The organism is Candidatus Pantoea formicae (assembly GCF_011752625.1).
GTDB lineage: Bacteria > Pseudomonadota > Gammaproteobacteria > Enterobacterales > Enterobacteriaceae > Pantoea > Pantoea formicae.
Map to the genome: position 1 here is coordinate 129,234 of NZ_VWXD01000006.1, position 12,261 is coordinate 141,494.

General features: G+C 51.8%; 14 protein-coding genes, 1 tRNA gene and 1 pseudogene. 7 read left to right on the top strand and 9 right to left on the bottom strand.

What is annotated here, in order from left to right; translation table 11 throughout:
* Nucleotides 1-136: 136 nt before the first annotated feature.
* Nucleotides 137-496 carry a bifunctional dihydroneopterin aldolase/7,8-dihydroneopterin epimerase gene (folB, locus tag F3J38_RS17985; RefSeq protein ID WP_167140722.1) on the bottom strand — a complete coding sequence of 120 codons (360 nt, stop codon included), beginning with the start codon at nucleotides 494-496 and terminating at the stop codon, nucleotides 137-139.
* Between the two features lie 107 nt (nucleotides 497-603).
* On the opposite strand from folB, the gene plsY reads away from it, so the two are divergent.
* Complete coding sequence (gene plsY, locus F3J38_RS17990; RefSeq protein WP_167140724.1) at nucleotides 604-1,203, top strand: glycerol-3-phosphate 1-O-acyltransferase PlsY; 600 nt, start codon at nucleotides 604-606, stop codon at nucleotides 1,201-1,203.
* A 31-nt stretch (nucleotides 1,204-1,234) separates the two neighbouring features.
* Here the strand turns inward: plsY and tsaD are convergent, their stop codons facing one another.
* Entirely contained in the window at nucleotides 1,235-2,248 is a 1,014-nt protein-coding gene (gene tsaD / locus F3J38_RS17995) for a tRNA (adenosine(37)-N6)-threonylcarbamoyltransferase complex transferase subunit TsaD (protein WP_167140726.1), read from the bottom strand.
* A gap of 278 nt (nucleotides 2,249-2,526) precedes the next feature.
* On the opposite strand from tsaD, the gene rpsU reads away from it, so the two are divergent.
* The 3 genes from rpsU (at nucleotide 2,527) to rpoD (ending at nucleotide 6,812) form a co-directional block, all read left to right on the top strand.
* Nucleotides 2,527-2,742, top strand: coding sequence for a 30S ribosomal protein S21 (gene rpsU / locus F3J38_RS18000; protein ID WP_001144069.1), 216 nt, complete (start codon nucleotides 2,527-2,529; stop codon nucleotides 2,740-2,742).
* Between the two features lie 118 nt (nucleotides 2,743-2,860).
* Nucleotides 2,861-4,606 (top strand): DNA primase, encoded by a 1,746-nt coding sequence (gene dnaG / locus F3J38_RS18005; RefSeq protein ID WP_167140728.1) that lies wholly within the window; start codon nucleotides 2,861-2,863, stop codon nucleotides 4,604-4,606.
* A gap of 361 nt (nucleotides 4,607-4,967) precedes the next feature.
* Nucleotides 4,968-6,812 (top strand): RNA polymerase sigma factor RpoD, encoded by a 1,845-nt coding sequence (rpoD, locus tag F3J38_RS18010; protein WP_167140730.1) that lies wholly within the window; start codon nucleotides 4,968-4,970, stop codon nucleotides 6,810-6,812.
* A gap of 48 nt (nucleotides 6,813-6,860) precedes the next feature.
* Here rpoD and F3J38_RS18015 read toward each other — a convergent pair whose 3' ends face one another.
* From F3J38_RS18015 to F3J38_RS18025, 3 genes are all read right to left on the bottom strand, one after another.
* On the bottom strand, nucleotides 6,861-7,619 hold the full coding sequence (locus F3J38_RS18015; RefSeq protein WP_167140731.1) for a substrate-binding domain-containing protein: 759 nt from the start codon (nucleotides 7,617-7,619) through the stop codon (nucleotides 6,861-6,863).
* Nucleotides 7,620-7,707: 88 nt separating this feature from the next.
* Entirely contained in the window at nucleotides 7,708-8,223 is a 516-nt protein-coding gene (mug, locus tag F3J38_RS18020) for a G/U mismatch-specific DNA glycosylase (RefSeq protein ID WP_167140733.1), read from the bottom strand.
* On the bottom strand, nucleotides 8,220-8,807 hold the full coding sequence (locus F3J38_RS18025; protein WP_167140935.1) for a TetR/AcrR family transcriptional regulator: 588 nt from the start codon (nucleotides 8,805-8,807) through the stop codon (nucleotides 8,220-8,222). The genes mug and F3J38_RS18025 overlap by 4 nt, the downstream gene beginning before the upstream one ends.
* Nucleotides 8,808-8,942: 135 nt before the next feature.
* Between F3J38_RS18025 and F3J38_RS18030 the strand changes: the two genes are divergently transcribed.
* Together F3J38_RS18030 and F3J38_RS18035 are read left to right on the top strand one after the other, a co-directional pair.
* Nucleotides 8,943-9,725, top strand: a complete 783-nt coding sequence (locus F3J38_RS18030; protein WP_167140735.1) for an SDR family NAD(P)-dependent oxidoreductase — start codon at nucleotides 8,943-8,945, stop codon at nucleotides 9,723-9,725.
* A 204-nt stretch (nucleotides 9,726-9,929) separates the two neighbouring features.
* Nucleotides 9,930-10,005: transfer RNA gene (locus F3J38_RS18035), tRNA-Ile, on the top strand.
* Nucleotides 10,006-10,213: 208 nt separating this feature from the next.
* Here the strand turns inward: F3J38_RS18035 and F3J38_RS18040 are convergent.
* Nucleotides 10,214-10,642: a WapI family immunity protein gene (locus tag F3J38_RS18040; RefSeq protein ID WP_240156027.1), complete on the bottom strand. Its 429-nt coding sequence runs from the start codon at nucleotides 10,640-10,642 to the stop codon at nucleotides 10,214-10,216.
* A 10-nt stretch (nucleotides 10,643-10,652) separates the two neighbouring features.
* Complete coding sequence (locus F3J38_RS18045) at nucleotides 10,653-11,330, bottom strand: hypothetical protein (RefSeq protein ID WP_240156028.1); 678 nt, start codon at nucleotides 11,328-11,330, stop codon at nucleotides 10,653-10,655.
* Between the two features lie 94 nt (nucleotides 11,331-11,424).
* Here F3J38_RS18045 and F3J38_RS18050 point away from each other — a divergent pair, with 94 nt between their 5' ends.
* The gene (locus tag F3J38_RS18050; RefSeq protein ID WP_167140737.1) at nucleotides 11,425-11,613 is read left to right on the top strand and encodes a hypothetical protein; all 189 of its coding nucleotides are present in this window, start codon (nucleotides 11,425-11,427) and stop codon (nucleotides 11,611-11,613) included.
* 72 nt (nucleotides 11,614-11,685) lie between these two features.
* On the opposite strand, the pseudogene F3J38_RS18055 reads toward F3J38_RS18050, so the two are convergent.
* Together F3J38_RS18055 and F3J38_RS28125 are read right to left on the bottom strand one after the other, a co-directional pair.
* Nucleotides 11,686-11,904: pseudogene (locus F3J38_RS18055) on the bottom strand (ogr/Delta-like zinc finger family protein).
* A gap of 62 nt (nucleotides 11,905-11,966) precedes the next feature.
* Nucleotides 11,967-12,224, bottom strand: a complete 258-nt coding sequence (locus F3J38_RS28125; RefSeq protein ID WP_167140739.1) for a hypothetical protein — start codon at nucleotides 12,222-12,224, stop codon at nucleotides 11,967-11,969.
* Between the last annotated feature and the right edge of the window lie 37 nt (nucleotides 12,225-12,261).

Below are 12,261 nucleotides of genomic sequence, written 5' to 3' on the forward strand. Positions count from 1 at the left end.
CGCCTAAAATTATGCCTGCGCCACGCTGAAGGAAACCTTAAGAAAATCGGTCACTTCGCGTCCGATAGCGCAACGGCCTCAAGTGAGACACACCATAATTTGGTTTGGTTTCATTGTGATGGCAATCACGGAGGATTTATTTAGGAATAGTCCCGCGCTCGATACGCACGCCAACCGTCGCCGCCTGGGCCACTGCGCCTGGTTTTCCGACCTTAATGCGCACACCCGGCGTTTTGAAACGATTCATCAACAGATCGGCAATTTCTTCCGCCACGCGTTCCACCAAAGCAAAGCGTTGGCCCTGTAGATGATTGAGGATCGCTTCAGTGACATCTGCGTAGCTCAAACAGTCATTAACATCGTCGCTAATCGCCGCACGGCGGTTGTCCCACGCCATTTCGACATCGAGCACCAGCTTTTGCTGCATGCCCTGCTCCCAGTCGTAAACGCCAATAGTGGTGAACACGGTGAGTTGTTCTATAAATACGATATCCATGATGTCAGTCTCTGTTTTTGGCTAAGCCGGATACCACTTCCGGCGGATTATGCGTATTATCCACGCTTATCGAGAACAAAACGACCCAAAAGGAACGGTACGAAGCTATGAGTGCTATCGCGCTTGGTATGATTATTTTCGCGTATCTTTGCGGCTCGATTTCCAGTGCGATCCTGGTTTGTAAACTCGCGCGTTTACCCGATCCGCGTACCGCTGGATCCGGCAACCCTGGTGCGACCAACGTGTTGCGTATCGGCGGTAAAGCCGCTGCCGCTGCAGTCCTGATTTTCGACGTTGCCAAAGGGATGATTCCGGTGTGGATCGCTTACCTGCTGCACGTCACGCCGATATATCTCGGCTTAACGGCGATTGCGGCTTGCCTCGGCCATATCTATCCGGTGTTCTTCCGTTTTCGCGGCGGTAAGGGCGTCGCCACGGCGTTTGGCGCTATCGCACCGATTGGCTGGGATTTGACGGGATTGATGACCGGCACTTGGTTGCTGACGGTGCTGCTGAGTGGCTACTCTTCATTAGGCGCGATAGTGAGTGCGCTGATCGCTCCGTTTTATGTGTGGTGGTTCAAACCCCAATTCACTTTCCCGGTTTCGATGCTCTCCTGTTTGATTCTGCTGCGTCATCACGACAATATCCAGCGCCTGTGGCGCGGCCAGGAAAACAAGATCTGGAAGCGGAAGAAGAAGAAATAAAAAAAACCGGCGCGAAGCCGGTTTTTTCGTTTTAGATGGCGGGCAGTTCTGCCAGTGGCCAGCGAGGCCGTACACTCACGCCCAACTCACCGCGCGTTCCGCCTTTCAGCCGCACCATCCCTGCATAGGCGATCATGGCACCGTTATCCGTACAGAATTCCGGACGGGCGTAGAACACCTCACCACCGCGCTTCTGCATCATTTCAGCCATACGCTCACGCAGCGTGCGGTTCGCACTCACACCACCGGCGATCACCAGGCGTTTAAAGCCGGTTTGCTCCAGCGCACGTTTGCACTTAATCATTAAGGTATCGACCACCGCATCTTCAAATGCACGGGCGATATCGGCGCGCGCCTGCTCATCGCCTGCATGCTCACGAATGGTGTTGGCAGCAAAGGTTTTCAGGCCGGAGAAACTGAAGTCTAAGCCTGGACGATCGGTCATCGGACGCGGGAATTTGAAACGGCCCGGCGTCCCCTGCTGCGCCATACGTGAAAGCATGGGGCCACCAGGATAATCCAAACCCAGCAGCTTGGCGGTTTTGTCGAAAGCTTCACCAGCGGCATCGTCAATCGATTCACCCAGCAAGGTATATTCACCGATGCCAGTGACGCTGATTAACTGAGTGTGGCCGCCTGACACCAACAACGCGACAAACGGAAATTCCGGTGGATTGTCTTCCAGCATCGGCGCCAGCAAATGGCCTTCCATATGATGGACCGGTACGGCGGGCACGTTCCATGCAAACGCCAGCGCACGACCAATAGTCGCACCCACCAGCAGCGCTCCGACCAAACCCGGACCTGCGGTGTAGGCCACCGCATCAATTTGTTTCGCTTCCAGTCCGGCTTCTTTAAGCGCGGCCTGAATTAGCGGTACCGTTTTACGCACGTGGTCGCGCGATGCCAGTTCTGGCACCACTCCACCGTAGTCGGCGTGCAGTTTCACCTGGCTATATAGTTGATTCGCCAACAAACCGGAGGCATCGTCATAGATCGCGATGCCGGTTTCATCGCAGGACGTTTCAATACCCAGAACTCGCATAGCTTTTATCACCCTCTTCTTGCGGCGCGCAGTGTAGCACAGGGGAATCACACGCTGGACGACTTTGCCAGGAAAAAGTGTTTTTCTGTCGCACAAAGAGTGCGCTATACTCCACGGCCTGAAAAAACCGGCAGCCGCGATGGCATATGTCTCTGTTGGTTCTAAATTGTTCATGGTGCTTTACAAGTCAGCTACGGCTGGAGTAAAATGCTGCACCATTTTAAAAGTGCTGGCGCCGCAGTCAGCAGCAAAACCGAATTTATCGAGGTAAGAGTTACATGCCGGTAATTAAAGTACGTGAAAACGAGCCTTTCGACGTAGCACTGCGTCGCTTCAAGCGTTCTTGCGAGAAAGCAGGTGTTCTGGCGGAAGTTCGTCGTCGTGAGTTTTATGAAAAACCAACGACTGAGCGTAAGCGCGCTAAAGCGTCTGCTGTTAAGCGTCACGCCAAGAAACTGGCTCGCGAAAACGCACGCCGCACTCGTCTGTACTAATTTCTTTCGGAAGTTCGCTTCCGCCGCGTGTTAAACGCAGACAGAGTCAAGTAAGAGGCCGTGCTTTCCGAAAGGAAGCGCGGCTTGTTGCCGTTTATGAGCTGAAAAACCGGGGCTTATGGCTGGACGAATTCCACGCGTATTTATCAATGACTTACTTGCCCGCACGGATATCGTGGATCTTATCGATGCCCGCGTTAAGCTGAAAAAGCAGGGTAAGAACTATCACGCGTGCTGTCCTTTTCATAACGAGAAAACCCCCTCTTTCACTGTAAGCGGTGAGAAGCAGTTCTATTACTGCTTCGGCTGTGGCGCCAAAGGTAACGCCATCGATTTCCTGATGAATCACGATCGTCTGGATTTCGTCGAAAGCGTTGAGGAGCTGGCCACGCAACACGGCTTAGAAGTGCCGTATGAAGCGGGTAATGGCCCGAGCCCGATGGAGCGCCATCAGCGCCAAAGTCTGTACCAGCTGTTGGAAGGCCTTGACGGTTTCTACCAGCAAAGCCTGCGCAATCCGCAAGCTGTCTCTGCACAAAACTATCTCGCCACGCGCGGTCTCAGCCAGGAAGTGATCGATCACTTCGCTATTGGTTATGCGCCAGCAGGCTGGGATAACGTGCTGAAGCGTTTTGGTCAGCAGAAAGATGACCGCGAATCCTTGATGGAAGCGGGCATGTTGGTCAGTAACGATTCTGGCCGCACTTATGATCGTTTCCGCGATCGCGTAATGTTTCCGATTCGCGATAAGCGCGGACGCGTGATTGGCTTTGGTGGACGCGTACTGGGCAACGATACGCCAAAGTACCTGAACTCCCCGGAAACACCGATTTTCCATAAAGGCCGTCAGTTATATGGCCTGTATGAAGCGCAAAAAAACCACCCACAGCCAGCCCGTTTGCTGGTAGTGGAAGGCTATATGGACGTGGTAGCACTGGCGCAATTTGGCGTTGATTATGCAGTTGCCTCACTGGGCACCTCGACCACCGCTGAACATATTCAGTTGCTGTTCCGCTCGACCGATACGGTGATTTGCTGTTACGACGGCGACCGTGCAGGGCGTGAAGCCGCATGGCGTGCGTTAGAAACCGCATTGCCTTACATGAATGATGGTCGTCAGCTACGCTTTATGTTTTTGCCTGATGGCGAAGACCCGGACACGCTGATACGAAAAGAGGGCCGAGAAGCCTTTGAAGCGCGGATGGAGCAGGCTTTACCGCTCTCCACGTTTTTATTCGACAGCCTGATGCCGCAGGTCGATCTGAGCACACGCGACGGTAAAACCAAGCTGGCGACGCTGGCACTGCCGTTGATAAGCCAGATACCCGGTGAAACGTTGCGCATTTATATGCGTCAAACATTGGGTAATAAACTCGGCATTCTTGACGATAATCAGTTAGACAAGCTGATGCCAAAGCTAGCAGAGAGTGGCACCGCGCCAACCGCACCACCGTTGAAGCGCACTACCATGCGCGTACTGATTGCGTTGCTGGTGCAGAATCCGCAATTTGCCACCATCGTACCGACGTTGGACGGGCTTGAGCAGTCAAAGATGGCGGGTTTACCGCTGTTTGTAGAGTTAGTCAGTCGTTGTACGGAGAATCCTGGCCTGACGACGGGACAGCTACTAGAGTTATATCGCGGGACAGAATTTAGCCAGCCCCTTGAAACGCTGGCAACCTGGAACCACATGATAGTGGATGAAGAAGCGGAAGCTGTGTTCCAGGATTCACTGGCGAGCCTCTACGACTCCGCCCTTGAACAGCGTCTTGAAGCACTCATCGCTCGCGATCGTACCGAAGGCCTGAGCGCCGCCGAACGCCGCGAGTTCTGGGCTTTAAGCCAGGCATTAGCGAAAAAATAAGATTTTTATCAAACCAGAACGTTGAAGGCTGCTAAAGCCGCCGTTTTGGTTTGTTCGTCCGGTCAACGCAGTAAGCACACCGGAGCAAGAGGCGTTAACGTCGCAGCCAGTTTTAACGCTGCCAGCGCACAGCAACCGGAGCGTACTGAAGTACGTGAGGATTGCGAGCACTGCCAGAGTTAAAAATGGCAAGTAAGTTAGCCTCGAAAGAAAGAATTCAAGCGGCTTAAGTGCCGATATATGAAGGGCTGAAGCCCTGGCCGCGTTGAAGGCAGCGGCAAAAACACAACGCCTTCACTGTTATAGTTGGCTCGCAGCCGACCGACACCAATCTAATTAACAGAAGTGTGGATACCGTCTTATGGAGCAAAACCCGCAGTCACAGCTTAAGCTGCTTGTCACCCGTGGTAAGGAGCAGGGCTATCTGACCTATGCTGAGGTCAATGACCATCTGCCGGAAGATATCGTCGACTCCGATCAGATCGAAGACATCATCCAGATGATTAACGACATGGGTATTCAGGTTGTTGAAGAAGCACCTGATGCCGATGATCTGATGCTGAATGAAAACAGTACCGATACTGACGAAGATGCCGCAGAAGCTGCCGCACAGGTACTCTCCAGCGTTGAGTCTGAAATTGGCCGTACTACTGACCCGGTGCGCATGTACATGCGTGAAATGGGTACCGTTGAACTGCTGACACGCGAAGGCGAAATCGACATCGCTAAGCGTATTGAAGACGGTATTAACCAGGTTCAGTGCTCTGTTGCTGAATATCCGGAAGCGATCACCTATCTGCTGGATCAATACGATCGCGTGGAAGCGGGTGAATCACGCCTGTCCGATTTGATCACCGGCTTCGTTGATCCTAACGCAGAAGAAGACATCGCCCCTACCGCGACTCACGTCGGCTCTGAGCTGTCTGAAGAAGACCGTGATGATGACGAAGAAGAAGACGAAGATGGCGATGACGACAGCTCTGACGATGATAACTCCATCGATCCAGAGCTGGCGCGCGAGAAATTCAACGATCTGCGCACTCAGTACGAAACCACCCGTACCGTAATCAAAGCCAAAGGCCGCAGCCACGCTGATGCCGTTGCAGAAATCAACAACCTGTCTGAAGTGTTCAAGCAGTTCCGTCTGGTACCGAAGCAGTTCGACTACCTGGTGAACAGTATGCGCGTCATGATGGAGCGCGTGCGTACGCAAGAGCGCCTGATCATGAAGCTGTGTATTGAAATCTGCAAAATGCCGAAAAAGAACTTCATCACCCTGTTCACCGGCAACGAAACCAGCCCAAGCTGGTTCAAAGCGGCGCTGGCCATGAATAAACCATGGTCTGAGAAGCTGCTGGAAGTTGAAGATGAAGTGACGCGTTCACTGCAGAAATTGCAGCAGATTGAAGAAGAAACCGGCCTGACCATCGAGCAGGTTAAAGACATCAACCGTCGCATGTCGATCGGCGAAGCCAAAGCGCGTCGTGCGAAGAAAGAGATGGTTGAAGCAAACTTACGTCTGGTTATTTCTATCGCGAAGAAATACACCAACCGTGGTCTGCAGTTCCTCGATCTGATTCAGGAAGGTAACATCGGCCTGATGAAAGCGGTTGATAAGTTTGAATACCGTCGTGGTTATAAGTTCTCAACTTATGCGACCTGGTGGATTCGTCAGGCTATCACCCGTTCTATCGCCGACCAGGCACGTACCATCCGTATTCCGGTGCATATGATTGAGACCATCAACAAACTCAACCGTATTTCGCGCCAGATGCTGCAAGAGATGGGCCGTGAGCCAACGCCGGAAGAACTGGCTGAGCGCATGCTGATGCCAGAAGATAAAATCCGCAAAGTGCTGAAAATCGCTAAAGAGCCGATCTCCATGGAGACGCCGATTGGTGATGATGAAGATTCGCATCTGGGCGATTTTATCGAAGACACCACGCTGGAGCTGCCGCTGGATTCTGCAACATCAGAAAGCCTGCGTTCAGCCACCCACGACGTGCTGGCGGGCCTGACTGCGCGTGAAGCGAAAGTCCTGCGTATGCGTTTCGGTATCGATATGAACACCGACCACACGCTGGAAGAGGTTGGCAAACAGTTTGACGTTACCCGTGAGCGTATTCGTCAGATCGAAGCCAAGGCGCTGCGTAAGCTGCGTCACCCTAGCCGCTCTGAAGTACTGCGTAGCTTCCTTGACGACTAATCCTCGTTAAGACGAAAAACCCCGGCTTGCCGGGGTTTTTTATTGCCTTTAAAACGGCGTCAGCCCTTTTTCCTGCATCATCTTGCGCGCTTTATCGCTCTGCAAATACTTCACAAACTGCGCTGCCGCCTGCTTCTGCTGGGTGCTACGCGTAATCACCGCGCCGTAAAGCGTATCCTGCTGCACCGTTGGCGGAATCAGTCCGACAATGGTAATCCCCTTCACTGCCTGCAGTTCACTGTTCTGCTGGAAGCCCAGCTCGGCTTTGCCCTGCGCCACCGCTTCGCCCACCGGTGTGGCGGGGATCACGGACACTTTACTGGCGGTCTTCGGTCCCAGCGCCAGCTTGCTCAGCATCTTGCCTTGAATATATTTACCGCTAGCACTGTCCGATATCGCGATGCTGGAGGCTTCAGTTAATACCTGTTTGAATTTCGCTATGGTGCTGATATCTGGCGGCGCCATGCCCTGCTTCACCGCCATAGCGATATAAGAATGCGCCAGCACCTGATGGCTTTTGCTATCGACCCATTTGGCCTGCTCCAGCGGTTTGATGGCGTAATCCACCATCACTAACACATCGGCATTATCCTTGCGCTTAAGCCGATTGGGGATAGCCTGCGGGGTATCTCCCATGGAAGGTGCCGCTTCCAGCTGCAGGGTATTGCCGGTTTGCTGCTGATAATCCTGCTTTAAGCTTTCAATCACCGGATACATGCCACCGGAGCTAAACACTTTCAGCGTCTCCGCTTGCGCCCCCTGTTGCACCACAAGCAACAGCCCCGCCAGCGCGATTATAGGTTTCATCTTCCCTCTCTTTATTTGCCATAAAGATTTGGGTTTAGTCAGAAACTGCAGATTGAACAACTTCAGGGCCGCGTTAAGCGGAGCACGCTCACGCGTTATTCTGTAACCAATCATGAAGTTGGCGATATGCCGCTGCCATCTCCTCAATTGTGGCGCGGTTCAATCCACTGGGATTGGGCAGCACCCATAAACGGGTTTCGCCAAGGGTTTGCGGCTGCTCGCCCCACTCCACTTTGCGCTGTCGAAACGCCTTCTGGAACGCATCTTTGCCCAGCACCGCCAGCGCACGCGGTTGATAGCGCAAGATCTTCTCCTGCAAACGCGCCCCGCCATCGCGCAGCTCATCACCCGCCAACTCGTTAGCCTGAATGGTCGGACGCTCAACCAGCATAGTGATGCCACAACCAGTTTCCAGCAGACGCTGCTCCTGTTCAGGTTTCAATAGCTCACGCGTAAAGCCAGCCTGATGGATTACCTTCCAGAAGCGATTACCGGGATGGGCAAAATGAAAGCCGGTATGTGCCGAGGATTTCCCCGGATTGATGCCACAGAACAACACTCGAAGATGCGGCGCGATGATGTCCTGAATATCGTGTTCGCTCATACGCTCTCCAGTCCCACACGCTGTTTCACCGCGCGACGACTCACCGCCAGCAGGTTGCGTGCTTCCGCATCATCTGGGCAGGCGCGCGCCAGTGCTACTGCCCCCACCATCTCCGCCAGTATGCTGCTTGCAACATCATCCGCTTGCGGATGGCTGAGTTCACGCAGTGCCTGCGCCAGCCGTTGACGCACAGCTTCACGACGCTGTGAAAACAGCGTACGCGTTTCCATCGGCAAGTGGGCTATTTCACTCACCAGCGCAGGCATCGGGCACCCTTCTCCCGGCGTATTGCGATGATGTTCTGAGAGATAGTTGTCGATGAGTTGCGTCAACCGCTCGGCGGGATCGGCCAGGCTAGTGATGGCAGCAAAGCGCTGAGCCGAATCGGTGAACATCTCAGCAATCACCGCTTCGACCAGCGCTTCCCGTGATTCAAAGTGGGCGTAGAAGCCGCCGTGAGTTAAGCCAGCGCGCTTCATCAGCGCCGCCACGCCAATGCCTTCGGTGCCGCTCTCACGCATCACCACTGCGGCTTCATCCAGTATGCGCTGCCGCGTACGCGCTTTGTGGCTCAGCTTTTCCATCATTCATCATCCTGCTCATCGTTAATGGCAATCAGTGTAATTATTACGATCATCATATTCCAGCTTGACGAAAAATATGATGATCGTCATATTAAGTCCATCAGATATGACAACCATCATTTACAGGAACAGACCATGACACAACAACTGGCTTTGATCACCGGCGCATCCAGCGGTATTGGCGCAACCTATGCGAAACAGCTGGCAGCACGCGGCAGCAATCTGATTCTGGTGGCACGAGATGAATCGCGTCTTAACCAACTGGCGCAATCGCTGCGTGACGCGCACGGCGTGGAAGTGAGTGTGCTGGCGGCGGATCTGACGCGCACTGAAGATTTGCAGCGTGTGGCGCAAACCCTTGCGGATAACGAGAAGATTACGATGCTGGTAAACAATGCCGGTATGGCAGTTGAAGGCGAGTTTGTAGCAGGTGATATCTCTCAAATACAAACCATGCTGACATTAAACATTGTGGCCCTGACGCAGCTTGCACATGCAGCCGCACAGGCTTTCCGCCGCCGTGGTTCGGGAACGATTGTGAATATCGCTTCAGTGCTGGCACTGGTGAATGAGATGGCGAATGGTGCGTATAACGCCAGTAAAGCCTTTGTGCTCTCCCTGACGCGCAATATGCAGCGTGAGCTGGTGGAGAGAGGCGTGCGTATTCAGGCGGTATTGCCGGGCTTAACCCGTACCGAGATCTTCCAACGCTCGGGGAAATCGGTTGATGACCTCCCGCCAGAAAGCGTGATGGAGGTTGAGGATTTAGTCGCAGCGGCGCTGCACGGGCTGGATAGCGGCGAGCTGATCACCATCCCATCGGTGGAAGATATTGGCTTGTGGCAGAACATGGAGAGCACCCGCTTTGCCATCCTGCCGTATATCTCGTTGAATAAGCCGGCTTCGCGCTATTTATGAGGTAATGAGCGCAGGTTGAGACGAGGTGGATTGAACGCCTTGTCTCAAAAACCTGCGGAGGTTGAGAGCTGATTGAGCGATCTTGAGTGGTGAATAGGGATTTTTGCTTGGAGATCAACGAGTCAGAGATTGCTCTAATTTTCACCAACCGATTGGCGAACGCTGGATCACCCCTCCGAGATACTTTATAATCCCCGCTCCGCTGGCCCCTTAGCTCAGTGGTTAGAGCAGGCGACTCATAATCGCTTGGTCGCTGGTTCAAACCCAGCAGGGGCCACCAAATTTAGTGATCAAAATCATGCAGTTAAACCACCTTTCACGGTGGTTTTTTTGTGCCTGTGATTCACCATTGGCAGCAAAATGGCAGCAGACTTTTCTCGACATTCTAATTGTGCTATTGCTGTTCACTCAGAGCAGCCCGCACACAGCGGCTCAACAAAGCGGAAAATCTTTAGAAATGTATAAAGTAACTGTGTTATCTGAACGTATCAGGTTGACCAGTTTATGATTTCATCCAGTCCAAACAAAATTGCAGGGAAGTAACTTTCATCCAGTCCAAAAAAGTCTGTAAGCATGACACTATCAGCATGATCCTCAGGCCTTAGCACCATGTTTACGCCTACAGCATTACCCGAATCTGACTGCATGAATGTCAACTCGACCTGTTTAAACAGACAGCTAAGAACGACATCCGAATTCTTCTGTTGAAATATCAGCGACTGATGCAGCTTTTTTAAATCATCCCGAAATATCTCAAGCTGGCCCGCAGCAAACTCCGCACGGAATTCAGTTTTAAGCGAAGGAACAGAGAACTCAACCCAGACCATGATCCGGTCATATGCCGCTTCTTCAGGCTCCGGTATCCTTTCATAAGGGGTTAACTTGAGATGTAGGGTTCCGCTCTGTATATCGATCATCCGTTCACCTTTAAGGCATGTACTGAAAGTGCATAATAGTCCAGTCTTTTTCTCTTACCAGAACTTCAAGCCGGTAGGGTTTATAGAAATAACTTCCTTTTTTTTGTTTATCTTCTACCAGCCGGTACATACGGGTTTCATATCTGAAAAGCCCTGGTTTTCTAAGTGGGTCTGGCATACGTGTTCCATATCGAATGGCTTTTTCCTGTATCTGTAAAGGCACATATCGACCAGGTTCATACATGTGCTTTGCTGCGCTTTCCGTCATCTTCAAAGAGCGAGCCGAAAGGCCTATTTTTAGCCTTCCGCGCAAGAGGCTAATCGTGGCATGGCTAAGATTTACAGTTACGGCTGCACGAACTCCACTCTGTAGTAAAGCTCTCCCGGCAAGAAAAATACGAAATGCTCCTGCCGCCAGCAACACCAAATCGGTTGGGTCAATGAGGGGAGACTCTAACGGTGCCTCTTCAAGCCGAACAAAATTTCCTTCCGTATCATAAATTTGCCACAATCCCGGAGCCTGAGATACTGAGTAGCCGATACACATACCGGTTTCATCATCAACAATAGGCTTCGCACCATGAGGCAGAAATCGTGGGCGAATTTCAAAGAATTCGCCGTGTGGTAATCGTGACTGAAAAGTGTAGTAGCGACCGGGTTCTTCACTCGCTGCTAATCCTGTAACCATGAATACCTCCTCCTTGTAATTCAACACAGTGAATAATAGCACCATGCTAAAATAGCTCGGGTTTATAGACTGAAGAAAATGGAGGAAGATGTAAATGCATCATTTTCTGGAAACCCTTTCAGAATTTCTTTCCAATTGGCCTGTAATATCGGAAGAGCGAGCAGAGAGAAAACCAGTAAAAGACAGGAAGAAGATCTCAAGTCTTCACTACAGACCTATGTGCAAGATCAATGATGATAAAAAAAGAGATAATGATATTCCCAAGAAAGATGAGGCCAACTAAGAAAAACACATTCACACTTAAGTAGTAAGACTCATTGCTTGTAAAAAAACCGCTAACCGGGCTTCACTACGATCATAACCATAGGGGCTGCTGCTGGCCTCTGCTTGGATGTGGCGGAACGGCTTTAACTTTACATGGTGACATAATAATTTCTGACACAGTCTCATGCGACTTAAAGGTACAACTGCAATTAATGTTCTGGCACTGGTTGTAACGTTCTTTGGTCGTCGCTGATACTTAGAAGCTGCTGCGTGTATGTGCGGCATTCCCGCACAAAGGGCAATTCATCATGATGTATCCTCAAAAACCCAATTGAGATTAATGCTACTCAATTAAACCATTTTGAGATAGCACTATTCCATTTCAAGTGAATCTATTTTTACCTCGAGTTCAATGCTGGTCGTAAAGCCGCTATCCGCATTAAGGCTGTGCGTCAGCGTGGTTACAATCCACTCCCCCGCATCAATCTGCTGTTTGAATCCGCTCTCACGATACATCTGGCGAACGGTGCCTTCCTTGTAACCCGTGCGGCGACAGAACTCTTCTAAGGTAATGTAGGGCTCCGAGATCACGAGATTGATTGAAGGGCGCATTGAAAGTTTACGAGTCATGATGCACTATCCTCTGTTGAGTTCTAGCCAACTCTAT